Here is a 15,901-nt window from a genome sequence, read left to right as displayed (position 1 = left end):
CGGGGCCGGGGCCGCGGGTCCTGCCGGCGCACCGAACGCGGGTGGCGGCGCGGCGGCCTGGGCGGGCGGCGCGAAGGACGGGGCGCCGGCCTGCTGTTGCGGCTGAGCGGCGGGCTCCTCTTCGGCGACCTCGCCGCCGAAGTTCTGCAGCAGCGCGTCAAGCCCGCCGTCGAAGCCCTGCCCGACCGCGGCGAACCGCCATACGTCCTTGAGGTAGAAGTCGCCCAGCATCACGGCGCGTTCGGTGGAGAACTCGCCGCCGTTGAAGGAGTACCGGGCCACCTCCTCGCCGCCCGCGACGATGCGGAGGTAGCCGGGAGCGATCTGCGACATCTGCCCGGCGCCGTCGATCGTCGCCGTGAACGACAGCTTCTGGATCTGCGACGGGATCTTGTCGAGCGTGACACGGAAGGCTTCCGTGTCCCCCGCCTGCGCACCCAGGAGCTGAATGGCCTCCTCGGGGGTCTTCGGCTGATTGAAGAAGACGAAGTACCGGTCGTCCGAAAGCCGTTCGTCGGCGTCCAGACCGAAGCAACTGATGTCGAAGGTCAGACCGGGGCCGGTGATCTGCACACCTATGTACAGATCGGTGCCCGCGGTGAGGTCACTGATCTTGGCCTTGTGGCCGCGTTGGAATTCCCTGGCCATGCGTAACGACCGTCCCCCATCCCGAATGCGAGTGCGTCGCGCCAGGCTAACGGCAAAATCCAGCCGCGGGCGAAGCCGGTACAGACCCGGTACACAATCCCTTCTTCCCGCCCGGACCAGCACGGTCGCCGTGGGAAGACGCCGTCACTCGTCGCGCGCGGCGGGCAGATGGGGCAGCCGGTCGGCGGCGACCACTCCTTCGAGGTAGCCGCGGGCCCGCTCCGTACGCGGATAGGCCTCGAGGAGCTCCCAGAAGCGCGGCCCGTGGCCGGGCACGAGGAGGTGTGCGAGTTCGTGGACGAGGACGTAGTCGACCACGTATTCGGGCATACCCTGCAACCGGTGCGAAAGGCGGATGCTGCCCTCGGCGGGGGTGCACGAACCCCAGCGGGTGTTCTGGTTGGTGACCCAGCGGACCGAGACGGGCCGGGCCCGGCCGTCGAAGTACAGGTCGGAGAGCCGCGCGGCACGCTCGGACAGCTCCGTGTCACCGAGTACCCGCTTGCTCTCCTGGGCGGCGAGCTTGTCGAGCATGACGCTCACCCAGCGCTGCTCCTCCGCCTCGGACATCCGGGCGGGGATGAGCACGACGGTGCGATCGCCCTCGCGGTACGCGGAGACCGTTCTGCGTCGGCGCGTGCTCCTGCGGACCTCGATCGCGCTCGTCCGCGAGCCGCTCGGCGGCAGGCTCGTCGTGCTGCGCTGTGGCTTTCCTGCGCGGTGCAGTGGGTCGGCGGGCACGCCCCGACCGTACCTGTTGCACATGGCGGAAGTCCCGCCTCCAGAACGGTTCGATACCGATCCGCGCCCTGCGCGCTCGTTTTATACGACGAACACCCACCACCTGTGGACAACTTCCGGCACACGACGGGCGACAAGGGCATGCTGGCACTCGACCGGCGAAACACGACGAAGCACGACGAACACCGCCGGCACAACGGGGAAGTACGGGGTCTGTCATGCATCCGATGGTGAAACCCGCGCTGCGGCGCGCCTGGCGGGATCTGAACACCGTGCAGTTCGGGATGGCACCCGCACACGCGATGGTGCTCGGCCCGATGGACACGGCGACGGGCAGTTTTCTGACCCTGCTCGACGGGACACGCGGGATTCCCCTCCTACGGGACGAGGGGCGTCGCATGGGCCTGCCCGACCGCCGTGTCGACGGGCTCGTGGAGCGGCTGGCCGGGGCGGGACTGCTGGACGACGCGACGGGCGGCGGCCCGGACGCCGATGCCCTGCGCGCGAAAAAGGCTGTCCTGGACCGGCTGCGGCCCGATCTTGCCTCGCTCTCCCTGGTCGCCCCCGAACCGGGCGACGGCATGCGCCGGTTGGCGGCCCGCCGCTCCCTGCGTGTGCAGGTGCGTGGTGCGGGGCGAGTGGGAGTGGTCCTGGCCGCCGCGCTGGCGGCCGCGGGCGTGGGCCATGTCGACGTACGCGACGGCGGCTGCGTCGAGCCATGGGACGTGGCCCCCGGCGGGCTGTCCGCCGACTCCATCGGCGAGCGCCGGGAAGAGGCGGCACGGCGGGCGGTGCGCCGGGCGGCACCGGACCGCCCGCCACGGCGCGGCGGACAGTCGCCTTCCGAGGAAGCGGACCCCGGATTCTCTCTGGTGATCATCGCGCCGCGGGACGGCCTTGCCGCCCATGCGCCCGAGCCGACCGCCGCCGAACCGTTGATCGCTTCCGGAACACCCCATCTGTACGCCGGGGTCGTGGAAGGCACCGGAATCGTCGGCCCCTTGGTCCTGCCCGGCGACACGGCCTGTGCGGGCTGTCTGGACCGGGGCCGCGGCGACCGGGACCCGACCTGGCCGCGCCTGCTCGCGCAGTGGCGCTCGGGGCGGCAGCCCGACCAGGTGCCGGCGTGCGATCTGACGCTGTCGGCCACGGTCGCCGGGCTGGCCGCTGGGCACGCACTCGCCTTTCTCGACGGGGAGTTACCGTCGAGTGCGGGGGCTCGCTGGGAGGCCTCGGTACCCGGTTTCAGCTGGCACGCACGGCCGGTGTGGCCGCATCCGGCATGCCCCTGCGGGACCGTGGAGAAGGCTAAGGGGGAGCAGATCTCGGGGGACGAGAGTCCGCAGGAGACAATGGCGGGGCAACAGCCGGACGCGGCTCGGCTGGCCGGTACTTGGAGGGCGCATGTCTGATCTTCCCCGAAAGGCGGTCACCCGGACCGCCAAGCTCGCCGCCCTGCCGCTCGGCTTCGCCGGGCGGGCCACCTGGGGACTCGGCAAACGGATCGGCGGGAAGTCGGCGGAGATCGTGGGCCGCGAACTGCAACAGCGCACGGCGGAGCAGCTTTTCAAAGTGCTCGGCGAGCTCAAGGGCGGCGCGATGAAGTTCGGGCAGGCGCTGTCCGTCTTCGAGTCGGCGCTGCCCGAGGAGGTCGCGGGCCCCTATCGCGCGGCGCTGACGAAGCTCCAGGAGGCAGCGCCGCCGATGCCGACGCGCACGGTGCACTCCGTGCTCGAGGAGCGGCTCGGCGAGGACTGGCTCGACCTGTTCCTGGAGTTCGAGGACAAGCCCGCGGCGGCTGCCTCGATCGGACAGGTGCACCGCGCGGTGTGGCACGACGGCCGGGAGGTCGCGGTCAAGGTGCAGTACCCGGGGGCGGGCGAGGCACTGCTCTCCGACCTGAACCAGCTCAGCCGCTTCGCCCGCCTGTTGGGGCCGCTGATTCCGGGGATGGACATCAAGCCGCTCATCGCGGAGCTGCGCGACCGGGTGTCCGAGGAGCTCGACTACGGCCTGGAGGCACAGGCCCAGCAGGCGCACGCGGACGAGTTCGCGGACGACCCGGATGTACTGGTACCGGCTGTTGTGCACCAGTGTGAGCAGGTACTGGTGACGGAGTGGATCGACGGGATACCGCTGTCGGAGGTGATCGCCGACGGCACCCAGGAGCAGCGGGACCGCGCAGGTCAGCTCCTGGCCCGCTTCCTCTTCTCCGGCCCGGCCCGCACCGGCCTGCTGCACGCCGACCCGCACCCGGGCAACTTCCGTCTCCTGCCCGGCGACTCCGGTGACCTCGACGGCGGCAGCAAGGACGACTGGCGCCTGGGCGTACTGGACTTCGGCACGGTGGACCGCCTCCCGGGCGGCCTGCCGTCGACGATCGGCGACTCGCTGCGGATGACGCTCGACGGCGAGGCCGAAACGGTCTACGAGTTGCTGTGCGAGGAGGGCTTCGTCAAGGAGTCCATAGAACTCGATCCGGACGCCGTCCTGGACTATCTGCTCCCCATCATCGAGCCGGCCCAGGCCGACGAGTTCACCTTCACCCGAGGCTGGATACGCAGCCAGGCGGCCCGGATCGCCGACCCCCGCTCCCCGGCGTACCAGCTCGGCAAGCAGCTCAACCTGCCTCCGTCGTATCTGCTGATCCACCGGGTGACCTTGAGCACTATCGGCGTGCTGTGCCAATTGGGCGCCACGGTACGGCTGCGAGAGGAACTCGAGGAGTGGCTGCCGGGCTTCCTCGCGGAGGACGAAAGCGCGTTGGAGGAGGGAGAGTCGGCGGCCGAGGCCTGAGCTTGAGCCGCGGCTTTCTCCGCTGAGCGGGCGCAACGCACCGCGGGGGCCGGTCCGTTCGGACCGGCCCCCGCGAGCAGCGGTTTGCCTCTGCTGTGGTCGCTGTTGTCGCTGTTGCGTCAACGCGCCTTACTGCATGACCGCCATGGCCAGGGCGCGGCGGGCGCGGAGCGACGCGCGCTCGGCGCGACGCTGCATCCGGCGGGCCACGACCAGGCGGATCGCCTGGCGCTCGGCCGCGGCGGCGCGCTGCCGCTCGTGCATATGCGCACGAGCCAGGGCTTCTGGGATGAGTTGCATCTCTCGGGTCCTGTTCTGACGCGAGTCGTTCGCGCCGGTGGTGGTGAAGTCTGGAATCGCGGAGCCGGCGGGCTCGTTGGTGGACGGCTTCATCGGGGCCTGCTTCTTGGGGTCGTGCGTCAGGGGGCGATCGATCGTTCCTGTGAGGTTCATGCCGCAACCGGGTTCTTGCGCGGGCGGCCACGCGGCCGCTTCCGGGCGACAACGACACCCTGGACGAAGAGCTCGCCGCCCCAGACGCCCCAGGGCTCACGCCGCTCCTTGGCGCCGGCGAGGCAGGCCTCGATCAGCGGGCAGGTGCGGCAGAGGGACTTGGCGTACTCGACATCGGCCGGCGACTCGGCGAAGAAGACCTCCGGGTCGTAGGAACGGCAGGGGACGGGCACGCCGAGGTTCTCGATGGCGTCGTCGAGCGCGGTGAGCGCAGTGAGCGGGGTCAAGGTGGAGTCCTCCGTGAGGCCGGGCGGGGGGATCGTTTCGGAAGGCGGTACGGACGGGGCGTGCGCTTCGAGTTGCACGGTTCGTCTTCCTCGTCTGGTCGTTCCGGCCGGGTGGGCCGGGTGTCGGCTGGTACCGGGTTCTTTTCTTGTCCCGAGGCCCCTTCGCTCTGTTGTCCCTGGTCGGGGACAAACAGAAGGGCCGCGGATCCCGGGTGGGGTTCCGCGGCCCTGAAGGCGCCGGCCTGATCGCCGATCAGGCTGGATCACTCCAGGGTTCAGGCCCACGGAAGGCCCACATCGTGTGGTGCGTCTGCTTGCGGGATCCGGCACCGGCGGCCGCGAAGGCATAGGCATGCGCCTGTGCCTCTACTGCTTCCAGTGCCTGAGTCGGTCGCTCATTGCGCTCACGGACGAGAAGGCCCGCGAGAGACACGGCGGACGCCGGTCGGACGGCAGGAATGCCGAACACACCGGTGCCCTGGTTCGAGAAGCCGAGCAGGCACGTGGAGACGACCGAGCGATCGGTCATTTTGGCGGTGCTGACGGTGGTGGAGCTGGTGTTGATGCTGATCACTGGAATCGCCTCCTCTCGGCGTCTCTGGGACCGGGTTGAGCCGGTCCGTCGGTTGTTAAGTACAGCACGAAACCGGGGCCTTCGAGAAGGCCGCCGCTTCCGTGCTTAAGAACCTATGGGGATTGCTGGGGCATGCGCAAACTATTTTTTCGACGAGTTTGATTCAGTCGTCATCTTCCACTCCCTCGATGTCCTGACCTGCACAGATAGCCAGAACATCGGCTCCGAAACGCTTGAGCTTGCGGGTGAGGACCCCTGGGATACCGGCCAGCTCGGCCGGAGTGGCCGGTACCGCTTCGGCGATGGCCATCAGGGTCTTGTCCGTGAAGACGCAGAAGTCCGGCTGCCCGCTGCGCTCCGCCTGGGCCGCTCGCCAGTCTCGAAGCCGCTGGTAGAGGCCTTCATCCATGTCGGAGGGGCAGTCCTCGCAGCGCATCAGTTTCATCTCACCGGCGTCGGTGAGGGTGCGGCCGCAGACGCGGCAGCGGGCCGGCTTGCGGTTCACCCGCCGCACCGCCCCCTCGACACCGCCTGTGACTCCCCGCTCGATGCCCCCGGTGCCCCCGGTGCCGCCTCGGGTCACGGCGTTGCCGGAGCCGGGGCGCAGGCCGTCGAGGAAGCGGCTGGGGCGGCGGTTGGCGCGGCCGCCGGGTGAGCGGGACAGTGCCCAGGAGACGGAGAGGTGCTCTCTGGCACGGGTGACGCCGACGTAGAGCAGGCGGCGTTCCTCTTCGATCTGTTCGTCGGTCTTCGCGTAAGTGATCGGCATCATGCCCTCGGCGACGCCGACGAGGAGGACGACGTCCCACTCCAGCCCCTTGGCGGAGTGCAGCGAGGCGAGCGTGACGCCCTGGACGGGCGGGGCGTGCTGGGCGCCGGCGCGCTCGTCGAGTTCCGCGACGAGGTCGCCGAGGGTGGCGTCGGGTTTGGCGGCGGCGAAGTCCTGTGCGAGGTGGACCAGGGCGGCGAGGGATTCCCAGCGCTCGCGGACCGCGCCGGATCCGGCGGGGGGCCGGCTGGTCCAGCCTTCGCCCGACAGCACGGCTCTTACCTGCGAGGGGAGGTCGACGGTGTCGTCCAGGAGTGCGTCGTTGCCTCCGAAGCGGGCTGCGCCGCGGAGCGCGATGCCCGCCTTTCGTACTTCGGGGCGGTCGAAGAACCGCTCGGCGCCGCGCAGTTGATAGGGCACCCCCGCGTCGGCGAGGGCCTGTTCGTAGATCTCTGACTGGGAGTTCGTACGGAAGAGGATGGCGATTTCGGACGCGGGGACACCGGAAGCGATGAGGTCGCGGATACGGCGGGCCGCGCCCTCGGCCTCGGCGGGCTCGTCGGTGTACTCGCTGTAGACGGGGTCGGGGCCCGGGGCGCGCTGGGAAATGAGCTCCAGGCGGTGTTCGGCGGCGCGGCCACGGGCCTGGGCGAGCAGGCCGTTGGCGAGGTGCACGACCTGGGGCGAGGAGCGGTAGTCGCGGACCAGCTTGACGACGGTGGCCCCCGGGTGGCGGGTGCGGAAGTCGAGGAGGTGGTCGGGGGTTGCACCGGTGAACGAATAGATCGTCTGGCTGGCGTCGCCGACGACGCAGAGGTTGTCGCGCTCGCCGAGCCACAGTTCCAGGAGGCGCTGCTGGAGGGGGCTGACGTCCTGGTATTCGTCGACCACGAAGTGCTGGTACTGGGCGCGGACTTCTTCGGCGATGTCGTGCCGGTCCTGGAGGATGGCGACGGTCAGCAGCAGGACGTCTTCGAAGTCGATGACCGTGCGGTCGCGTTTGAGGTCCTCGTAGGCGGCGTAGAGCTGGGCGATCTCGGCCGGGTGGCGGGGCACGTCGCGGCCGGCCTTGGCGGCGGCCGCCGCGTAGTCGGCGGGGACGGTCTGAGTGACCTTGGACCATTCGATCTCGGCCGTGACATCGCGCAGTTCCCCCCGGTCGAGGCGGACATGGCAGGCGGCCGCGGCGTCGGCGACGAGCTGGATCTTGCGGTCGACGAGCCGGGGCAGGCTGCCGCCGACCGCCTTGGGCCAGAAGTACTGGAGTTGGCGCAGGGCGGCGGAGTGGAACGTGCGGGCCTGGACGCCGGAGGCGCCGAGCTGACGGAGGCGGCCGCGCATCTCGCCGGCGGCGCGGTTGGTGAAGGTGACGGCCAGCACACTGGAGGGCTGGAGTATCCCGGCGCGTACGCCGTAGGCGATGCGGTGGGTGATCGCCCGGGTTTTGCCCGTGCCGGCTCCTGCCAGCACGCACACCGGACCGTGCAGGGCGGTGGCGACTTCGCGCTGCTCGGGGTCGAGCCCTTCGAGCACCGCGTCGGCCGCGTCCGGAACCTGCGGGAAGAGGGTGGAGTGCGTTGCTGCTGTCACCCCGCCATGCTGCCAGGTCGGCGGGGACGGGTGCGGCGGTTGTCCACAGGGAGCTGCTTGCAGTCGTACTAATGCGGGAATGGGCGCCCCGTCACGTGCGTTCCACCCACTGCGAACACGCACCCCCCAGCAGCGAAGGAGCACGAGAGACATGCCGGGCACTGTGACGATGTACAGCACCACGTGGTGTGGCTACTGCCGTCGGCTGAAGAGCCAGATGGACCGTGAGGGCATCGCGTACAACGAGATCAACATCGAGCAGGACCCGGCGTCCGCGGCGTTCGTGGAGAAGGCGAACGGTGGTAACCAGACGGTTCCCACAGTCCTCTTCCCGGACGGTTCGACGCTCACGAACCCCTCGCTGGCACAGGTCAAGCAGAAGATCGCCGCCTAGTCGCTAGAGGGCCGTGCCCGGCTTGGGTAGGGGCTTGCCGTACCAGAGCTCGATCAGGCGGGCCGCAATCGAGATCCCGTAGGGGGGCAGTACTTCCCCGGACTCGAAGGCGGCCCGCAGTTCTTCGCGGGAGAACCAGCGGGCCTCGTGGATCTCGTCGCCGTCGACGTTGATCTCCGCCGAGGTGGCGCGGGCCATGAAGCCCAGCATGAGGCTGGAGGGGAAGGGCCAGGGCTGGCTGGCGACGTACTCGACCTCGCCGACGGTGACGCCGGCCTCTTCGAAGACCTCGCGGCGCACCGACTGTTCGATGGACTCGCCGGGCTCGACGAAGCCGGCGAGGGTGGAGAAGCGCCCCTCGGGCCAGTGCACCTGGCGGCCGAGCAGGATGCGGTCGTCGTCGTCCGTCACGGCCATGATCACGGCAGGGTCGGTGCGCGGGTAGTGCTCGGCGCCGCAGGCGGGGCAGCGGCGGATGTGGCCGGCCGCCGCGATCACGGTGCGTTCACCGCAGCGGGAGCAGAAGCGGTGCAGGCGCTGCCAGTTCTCCAGTGCGACCGCGTGCACCATGAGGCCCGCGTCGCGGGGCGACAGGAGCAGGCCTGCCTCGCGCAGTCCCGCTGCGCGCGCGGACTGGTCCATGCGGCCCGGGAGTGCGTCCTTCTGGAGCGCGAAGTAGCTGACGCCGTCGTCGTCGGTGCCGAGGAAGTAGCGGTGTGCCTCGGTGAGAGGGGCTTCGAAGGAGGGGGTCATCACGAGTTCGGTGGTGCCGTCCTCCGTCTCGTCGATGAGGACCTGGCCGCCGGAGACCACGAAGACGCGGGTGGTGGGGTGGCTCCACGCCGCGGCGAGCCAGGCTTCGTCGAGCCGGTGGTGGGCGGCCCGGTCGATGCCGCTCGGGGCGGTGAGCGTGATGGGACGGTCGGCGGTGTGATCGGTCCAGGTGGTCACGGGTGCTTCCAACTCCCCCGGTGGAATGGGTATGTCAGCGGGACGTAGGGCCGGAATCGGCGGCTTTCGGCGGCGGGTGGGAGGGTTTTCAGGGTGCATCGCGCCAGTTGTCCGCGAGGTCGCCCCACAGGTGGGCGGCTGTTTCGACGCCCTTGAGGAGGAGGTCGATTTCGACCTTCTCGTTGGGGGCGTGCCAGCCGTCGGACGGGACGGAGATGCCGAGGAAGAGCACCGGCGCGGCGAGGACTTCCTGGAGGTCCGCGGCGGGTCCTGAACCTCCTTCACGGGTGAAGCGGATCTCCTGCTCGAAGGCGCGGCCCATGGCGCGTACGACGGACTGGAGGGCCGGGTGGTCCAGCGGTGTCAGGCACGGGCGTGTGGCGGCGCCGAAGGTGATCTCGTGGCGGATTCCGGCAGGCAGTTGTTCGGCGGCCCAGGCGCGCACGGCTTTCTCGATGAGGTCGGGGTCCTGGCCGGCGACGAGCCGGAAGGAGAGCTTCACCATGGCCGAGGCGGGAATGATCGTCTTGCTGCCGGGGCCTTGGTAGCCGCCGCCGATGCCGTTGACCTCGGCGGTCGGGCGGGCCCAGATGCGCTCCAGGGTGGTGTGTCCTACCTCTCCGTGGGCGGCCGACGACTTGGCCGTACGCAGCCATTGATCCCCGTCGAAGGGCAGTTCGGCGAAGAGTGCGCGTTCGCGCTCGGTGAGTTCGACGATGCCTTCGTAGAAGCCGGGGATCGCCACGCGCTCGTGCTCGTCGTGCAGGGCGGCGACGAGGCGGCCGGCGGCGGTCGCCGGGTTGGGGACGGCGCCGCCGAAGGAGCCGGAGTGAATGTCCTGGTCGGGTCCGTGCAGCTGGATCTCGCATTCGGCGAGGCCGCGCATGCCGGTGCACACGGTGGGGGTGTCCTCGGACCACATGCCGGTGTCGGAGACGATCACGACGTCGGCGGTGAGCCGGGCCGCGTGTTCCTCGACGAGGGCGCGGAAGTGCGGGGAGCCTGATTCCTCCTCGCCCTCGATGAGCAGCTTCAGGTGGACGGCGGGGGTGGTGCGGCCGGTGGCGGCGAGGTGGGCGCGGACGCCGAGTGTGTGGAAGAACACCTGTCCCTTGTCGTCGGCGGCCCCGCGCGCGTGGAGGCGGTTTCCGCGGATGACGGGTTCGAAGGGGTCGGTGTCCCAGCCGTCTTCGCGGGCGGCGGGCTGCACGTCGTGGTGCCCGTAGACGAGAACGGTGGGCGCCTGCGGGTCGTCGGAGGGCCATTCGGCGAAGACGGCGGGGGCGCCTGGTGTCGCCCATACTTCGGCGGTCGGGAAGCCGGTTTCGTGGAGTTTCGCGGCAAGCCAGTCGGCGCTGCGCCGTACGTCCGCCGCGTGGTGGGGCTGGGCCGACACGGACGGGATGCGCAGCCAGTCGGCGAGGTCGTCGAGGAAGGCGGCGCGGTGGTGTGCGATGTACGGGCGGACGGCGCTGTCCGGAGTCTTGCTCATGGCCACGAGCCTATCCGTCCACGGGCGCGTGCCGGTCCGGCGGTTCTTCGGGGGCCGCTTCTTCCTGTGGTTCCTCCAGGAGGAGCCGTTCCAGGGCGGCCCGGTCCGGCAGGGCATCGGGGCGGACGAGCTCGCCGCTGCGCACGTACAGGAAAGCGGCCTTGACGGACTCCAGGGGTACGCCCTGCTGCTCGGCCCAGGCGAGCCGGTAGAGCGCGAGCTGGAGGGGGTCGGCGGTGCGGGTGCGGTTGGTCTTCCAGTCGACGATCTCGTACGTCGTCTCGTCGCCGTCGCCTTCCTTGTAGACGGCGTCGATACGGCCTCGTACGACTCGTCCCGCGATCGCGAGCTGGAAGGGGGCTTCGACGCGGTGGGGCGTGCGGTGGGCGTAGGCGGTGCGTTCGAAGGCGTCCTTGAGGGCTTCCAGGTCGCGCTCGTCGGCGATCTCGGCTTCGCTGCCGGGCAGCTCGTCCGGCTCCAGCATGGGGAGGCGCAGTTCTTCGAAGCGGGCCTCGACCCAGGCGTGGAACCGGGTGCCGCGGCGTGCGGCGGGCTGCGGCGGACGCGGCATGGGGCGGGCCAGCTCCTGTGCGAAGCCGTCGGGGTCGGCGGCCAGGCGCAGCACCTGCGAGGCGGTCAGGGCGGGCGGCAGGGGCACGTCCGTGACGCTCTCGCGGGCGTGCAGGAGCTCTCCGGTGAGGACGTCGAGGTCGCGGTCCCAGGAGGCGATGGTGCGGGCTTCCTCGGGGGTGAGGGGCGGGGTTTCGGGAGGGTGCGGGCGGGCGTCCGGAGATGGGGCGGGGTGGGCGTCCGGGGATGGGGTGGGGTGCGGGATCTTCGGCCGGTTCCGGGTCCATGCCTCCCAGTCGCCCGGGTCCTCGTCCGCGATGTCGGCCTCCTCGTAAGGGGGCTCGTCCATGTACGGGGGGTCGTCGTCGAAGGGCGGTTCTTCTTCGAAACGGTCTTCCGCGCCAATGGGTTCGTCCTGTGCCGACGGGTGGGCCGCCTCGTGGGAGTGGCCGGACTCCAGGTGGGCGAGCACCGTCTCCGCGGCCGCCCGTCGGCGGGCCATTGCCGCGTCGTCCAGCGGAAGCGGCCAGGCGTGCTCGCCGGTGGCCTTGTGCAGCGCCGGGTTGGCCTCATGCTCCTGGGGTTGGTCCGCCCAGGCCTCGATCTCGCCGTGCCCGGCCGCGCAGTGCTCGTACAGGGCTCGCAGGAAGTCGGAGGGGCCGCGTGGCTTCTTCTGGGAGGGGCCCCACCAGTGGCCGGAGCCGAGCAGCAGGGAGCGGGGGCGGGTGAACGTGACGTAGCCGAGGCGGAGTTCCTCGGTGTGCTGGTGGTCCTTCATGGCCTCGTGGAAGGCCTTCATGCTCCTGGAGTCCCAGGCGTCGATGTCGGGCAGTGTGTCGGCGTCGCCACGCAGTTCGTGCGGCAGGACCTTGCCCTGGGCGGTCCATTTCTCGCGGCCCTGGGTGCTGGGGAACGTTCCGGTCACGAGTCCGGGTACCGCGACGACGTCCCACTCCAGGCCCTTGGACTTGTGGGCGGTGAGCACCTTGACGGTGTTCTCGCCGCCCGGCAGGGCGTTGTCGAGGCCCTTCTCGTACTGGGCGGCCGTGCGCAGGAAGCCGAGGAAGGCGAGAAGGGTGGCCTCGCCGTCGTTGGCGGCGAAGGACGCGGCGACGTCGAGGAAGTTGGACAGGGTCTCGCGGCGGCGGGCGGCCAGGGCGTGCGGGGACGCGGAGAGTTCCACCTCCAGGCCGGTCGTGGCGAGGACTCGGTGCAGGACGTCCATCAGCGGGTCGGCGAGCGAGCGGCGCAGGTCGCGCAGTTCGGCGGCGAGTCGTGCGAACCGCACGCGCGCGTCCGGTGAGAACGGCAGGCCGTCGTCGTCCCCGCTGCCTCCCAGGGGTGTTTCCAGAAACGTGTCGAGGGCGTCCGCGAGCGAGATCACCTCGGCCGGATCGACCCCCTCGACGGCCGCGGCGAGCCGGCGGTCCGGGTCGTCGTCGGCGCCCACGCGCGCGTGCGACACGAGGAGTCGGGCACGACGTCCCAGGAGGGCGAGGTCGCGGGCGCCGATGCGCCAGCGCGGGCCGGTGAGCAGGCGGACCAGCGAGGCGTTGGCCCCGGGGTCCTGGAGTACTTCGCAGACGGCGACCAGGTCGGCGACTTCCGGGAGGTGCAGCAGCCCGGAGAGGCCGACGACCTCGACCGGAATGTCGCGGGCGACCAGTGCGCCCTGGATCTCGGCGAAGTCGGTCGCGGTGCGGCACAGGACGGCGATCTCGCCGGGCGCTTTTCCGGTGCGTACGAGATGGGCGATGGAGTCGGCGAGCCAGTCCATCTCGTCGGAGTGGGTGTGCAGCAGCGCGCAGCGCACCATGCCGTCGCGCTCGGCACCGGGAGCCGGGCGGAGGGCCTCCACGCCCGCGTGCAGGGCGCGCAGGGGCTCCGCGAGGTCGTTGGCGAGGTCGAGCAGTCGGCCGCCGCTGCGGCGGTTCTCGCTGAGCGCCTGGCGGGTCGCGGGGCGGCCGTCGGCGTGTGCGAAGTGCCGCGGGAAGTCGTCGAGGTTGGCGACGGAGGCGCCGCGCCAGCCGTAGATCGCCTGGCAGGGGTCGCCGACGGCAGTCACGGGGTGGCCCGTGCCTGCGCCGAACAGGCCTGCCAGGAGGATGCGTTGAGCGACCGACGTGTCCTGGTACTCGTCGAGCAGGACCACCCGGAACTCGTCGCGCATGATGGCACCGACCTCGGGGCGGGTGCGGGCGAGTGTCGCCGACAGGGCGATCTGGTCGCCGAAGTCGAGGAGGTCGCGCTCGCGTTTGGCCGCTCTGTAGTGGCCCACCAGTTCGGCCAGTTCCCGGCGGGCGGCGGCCGTTTCCGGGACCTTGCGCAGGTCGGCGTTGGTGAGTTTGGCGCGTTCCAGGTCGCGGAGCAGCGAGGCGTCGTAGGCGCGCAGCTCTTCGGGGCGCACGAGGTGTTCGGCGAGTTCGGAGTCGAGTGTGAGGAGGTCGCTGACGAGGTCGGGGAAGGAGCGGGTGAGCGCCGGGTAGGGGCCTGGAGCCTCGCGCAGTACACGTGCGGCGAGTTGGTAGCGGGTGGCGTCCGCCAGGAGGCGCGCGGTGGGTTCGAGCCCGATGCGCAGGCCGTGCTCGGTCAGGAGGCGGCCCGCGAAGGCGTGGTAGGTGGAGATGACGGGCTCTCCCGGCGGGTTGTCCGGGTCGATCACGTCGGGGTCGGTGACGCCGGCCTTGACGAGCGCGGTGCGGACGCGCTCGGCGAGCTCTCCGGCCGCCTTGTTGGTGAACGTCAGGCCGAGTACCTGTTCGGGGGCGACCTGCCCGGTGCCGACCAGCCACACGACGCGCGCGGCCATCACCGTCGTCTTGCCGGAGCCCGCTCCGGCCACGATCACCTGCGGGGCGGGCGGTGCGGTGATGCAGGCCGTCTGCTCCGGGGTGAATGGGATGCCGAGGAGCTCTTTGAGCTGTTCGGGATCGGTGATACGGGCGGGCACCTCAGAGAGGCTAGCCGCGTCCACTGACAGCGGAGGTCGCATCGGCCGCCGGGCCGGAGGATGCGCTGGTCAGCGCGTGTGGTGCGGTATGTCACTCCTGGTGTCGGTTGACGACGCGGTCCGCTGGTGCCGGGTCACTCGACCACGTGGCGTCCCTCGGACCGTGCGCTGCACGAGGCGCGGAACGCGCAGTGTGTGCAGTGCTGTCCCGTGGTCGGTGTGAACCGTTCGTCGAGGACCTTGCCCGCGGCGGTGGCGAGGAGGTCGCCGATCCACTCCCCCGAGAGAGGCTGCTGCGCCTGCACCTTGGGGAGGGTGTCGCCGCCGTCCTTCTTGGGGGCGCCCTGGCGGAGTTGGACGAGCTCGGCGCCGCCCGAGTCGGGGCGTTCACCGTCGAAGGCCTCGTCGACGGCGCCCTCGCGGACAGCGAGCTGGTAGACGGCGAGTTGCGGGTGGTGGGCCACGTCGGCGGCGCTCGGTGCTTGTTTGCCGGTCTTGAAGTCGACTACGTAGGCGCGGCCTTCGGTGTCCTGCTCGACGCGGTCCATGGAGCCGCGGATGCGTACTTCGTAGGAGCCCGCTTCGAGGGTGACGTCGAAGTCGTGCTCGCTGGCCACCGGGGTACGGCCCGCGCGGGCACCGTTCGGATCGACATGCCACTTGAGGAACCTTTCGAGCGCCACGCGCGCGTGCTCCTTCTCCTGCGCCGACTTCCACGGCGCGTCGAAGGCGAGCGCGTTCCACACGGAGTCGAGGCGCTCCATGAGGACGTCGAGGTCGGCGGGTGTGCGGCCCGAGGCGACCTCGTCGGCGAGGACGTGCACGACGTTGCCGAAGCCCTGGGCGGCGGTGGCGGGGGCGTCGGCCTTCACTTCGCGGCCGAGGAACCACTGGAGGGCACAGGTGTTGGCGAGCTGGTCGAGGGCGCTTCCGGAGAGCACGACGGGCTTGTCGCGGTCGCGCAGTGGCACCTTGCTCTCGGTGGGCTCGTACATGCCCCACCAGCGGTAGGGGTGCGCGGACGGCACGAGAGGACGGCCGTCCTCGTCGCCGAGTGCGGCGAGCCGCGCCAGGCGGCGGGCGGCGGCCTCCCTGAGGGTGTCCGAGACCCGGGGATCGACGGTCGTGGCGCGCAGCTCGGCGACGAGAGCGGCGACGGACAGGGGGCGGCGGGGGCGGCCGGTGATGTCCTTGGGTTCGACGCCGAGTTCGGTGAGGAAGCGGGACGGCTGGTCGCCGTCGTCGGCGGGGGCCTTCACCGCGGTGACGACGAGGCGTTCACGCGCGCGCGTGGCGGCCACGTAGAACAGACGGCGTTCTTCGGAGAGCAGCGCTCCAGGGGTGAGCGGTTCGCTGAGCCCGTCGCGTCCGATGCGGTCGGCCTCCAGTAGCGAGCCGCGGCGGCGCAGGTCCGGCCACAGGCCTTCCTGGACGCCCGCGACGACGACCAGACGCCATTCGAGGCCCTTGGAGCGGTGTGCCGTCATGAGGCGTACGGCGTCGGGACGTACGGCTCTGCGGGTGAGCGTGTCGGCGGCTATGTCCTGAGCCTCGACCTCCTCCAGGAAGTTGAGGGCACCGCGGCCGCCCGTGCGCTCCTCCGCGCGAGCCGCGGTCGCGAACAGCGCGCACACGGCGTCGAGGTCGCGGTCCGCGTTGCGGCCGGCCGCGCCGCCGCGCCGGGCG

Annotated in this window: 13 protein-coding genes; 3 read left to right on the top strand and 10 right to left on the bottom strand. The window is 70.8% G+C overall.

Annotation, left to right across the window (positions count from 1 at the left end; all coding sequences use genetic code 11):
• Together FE633_RS45475 and FE633_RS45470 are read right to left on the bottom strand one after the other, a co-directional pair.
• A partial coding sequence (locus FE633_RS45475; RefSeq protein ID WP_138051020.1) for a TerD family protein occupies positions 1 to 648 on the bottom strand: 648 nt, incomplete at its 3' end.
• A gap of 144 nt (positions 649 to 792) precedes the next feature.
• A complete protein-coding gene (locus FE633_RS45470; RefSeq protein WP_138051019.1) occupies positions 793 to 1,389 on the bottom strand; it encodes a M48 metallopeptidase family protein in 597 nt (198 codons plus the stop codon).
• Between the two features lie 218 nt (positions 1,390 to 1,607).
• On the opposite strand from FE633_RS45470, the gene FE633_RS45465 reads away from it, so the two are divergent.
• Together FE633_RS45465 and FE633_RS45460 are read left to right on the top strand one after the other, a co-directional pair.
• On the top strand, positions 1,608 to 2,801 hold the full coding sequence (locus FE633_RS45465) for a TOMM precursor leader peptide-binding protein (RefSeq protein WP_138051018.1): 1,194 nt from the start codon (positions 1,608 to 1,610) through the stop codon (positions 2,799 to 2,801).
• On the top strand, positions 2,794 to 4,185 hold the full coding sequence (locus FE633_RS45460) for an ABC1 kinase family protein (protein ID WP_138051017.1): 1,392 nt from the start codon (positions 2,794 to 2,796) through the stop codon (positions 4,183 to 4,185). Before FE633_RS45465 ends, FE633_RS45460 begins: the two co-directional genes overlap by 8 nt.
• Positions 4,186 to 4,314: 129 nt before the next feature.
• Here the strand turns inward: FE633_RS45460 and FE633_RS45455 are convergent, their stop codons facing one another.
• The 4 genes from FE633_RS45455 to FE633_RS45440 form a co-directional block, all read right to left on the bottom strand.
• On the bottom strand, positions 4,315 to 4,638 hold the full coding sequence (locus FE633_RS45455) for a hypothetical protein (protein WP_138051016.1): 324 nt from the start codon (positions 4,636 to 4,638) through the stop codon (positions 4,315 to 4,317).
• Positions 4,635 to 5,003 (bottom strand): WhiB family transcriptional regulator, encoded by a 369-nt coding sequence (locus FE633_RS45450; RefSeq protein ID WP_099499760.1) that lies wholly within the window; start codon positions 5,001 to 5,003, stop codon positions 4,635 to 4,637. The genes FE633_RS45455 and FE633_RS45450 overlap by 4 nt, the downstream gene beginning before the upstream one ends.
• A 175-nt stretch (positions 5,004 to 5,178) precedes the next feature.
• Positions 5,179 to 5,499: a hypothetical protein gene (locus FE633_RS45445; protein ID WP_138051015.1), complete on the bottom strand. Its 321-nt coding sequence runs from the start codon at positions 5,497 to 5,499 to the stop codon at positions 5,179 to 5,181.
• Positions 5,500 to 5,662: 163 nt separating this feature from the next.
• On the bottom strand, positions 5,663 to 7,858 hold the full coding sequence (locus FE633_RS45440; protein WP_171060399.1) for an ATP-dependent DNA helicase UvrD2: 2,196 nt from the start codon (positions 7,856 to 7,858) through the stop codon (positions 5,663 to 5,665).
• A 151-nt stretch (positions 7,859 to 8,009) separates the two neighbouring features.
• On the opposite strand from FE633_RS45440, the gene FE633_RS45435 reads away from it, so the two are divergent.
• Positions 8,010 to 8,252, top strand: a complete 243-nt coding sequence (locus FE633_RS45435) for a mycoredoxin (protein ID WP_119104788.1) — start codon at positions 8,010 to 8,012, stop codon at positions 8,250 to 8,252.
• 3 nt (positions 8,253 to 8,255) lie between these two features.
• Here the strand turns inward: FE633_RS45435 and nudC are convergent, their stop codons facing one another.
• The 4 genes from nudC to FE633_RS45415 form a co-directional block, all read right to left on the bottom strand.
• Positions 8,256 to 9,203: an NAD(+) diphosphatase gene (nudC, locus tag FE633_RS45430; protein ID WP_171060398.1), complete on the bottom strand. Its 948-nt coding sequence runs from the start codon at positions 9,201 to 9,203 to the stop codon at positions 8,256 to 8,258.
• Positions 9,204 to 9,291: 88 nt separating this feature from the next.
• Positions 9,292 to 10,695 (bottom strand): dipeptidase, encoded by a 1,404-nt coding sequence (locus tag FE633_RS45425; protein ID WP_138051013.1) that lies wholly within the window; start codon positions 10,693 to 10,695, stop codon positions 9,292 to 9,294.
• A gap of 10 nt (positions 10,696 to 10,705) precedes the next feature.
• Positions 10,706 to 14,215 carry an ATP-dependent helicase gene (locus tag FE633_RS45420; protein ID WP_171060397.1) on the bottom strand — a complete coding sequence of 1,170 codons (3,510 nt, stop codon included), beginning with the start codon at positions 14,213 to 14,215 and terminating at the stop codon, positions 10,706 to 10,708.
• Positions 14,216 to 14,349: 134 nt separating this feature from the next.
• On the bottom strand, positions 14,350 to 15,901 hold a 1,552-nt coding region (locus tag FE633_RS45415; RefSeq protein WP_138051011.1), incomplete at its 5' end, for a PD-(D/E)XK nuclease family protein.

Origin of the sequence: Streptomyces montanus, assembly GCF_005786655.1 — a bacterium.
Taxonomy (GTDB): domain Bacteria; phylum Actinomycetota; class Actinomycetes; order Streptomycetales; family Streptomycetaceae; genus Streptomyces; species Streptomyces sporangiiformans.
The sequence above is the reverse complement of the archived record's forward strand: the minus strand, read 5'-3'. Positions and strand labels throughout refer to the sequence as shown.

Excerpts from the sequence above, each read along its gene's own strand:
- FE633_RS45425 (WP_138051013.1), bottom strand. The coding sequence starts at position 10,695 with ATGAGCAAGACTCCGGACAGCGCCGTCCGCCCGTACATCGCACACCAC.
- FE633_RS45460 (WP_138051017.1), top strand. The coding sequence starts at position 2,794 with ATGTCTGATCTTCCCCGAAAGGCGGTCACCCGGACCGCCAAGCTCGCC.
- FE633_RS45455 (WP_138051016.1), bottom strand. The coding sequence starts at position 4,638 with ATGAACCTCACAGGAACGATCGATCGCCCCCTGACGCACGACCCCAAG.
- FE633_RS45465 (WP_138051018.1), top strand. The coding sequence starts at position 1,608 with ATGCATCCGATGGTGAAACCCGCGCTGCGGCGCGCCTGGCGGGATCTG.
- FE633_RS45435 (WP_119104788.1), top strand. The coding sequence starts at position 8,010 with ATGCCGGGCACTGTGACGATGTACAGCACCACGTGGTGTGGCTACTGC.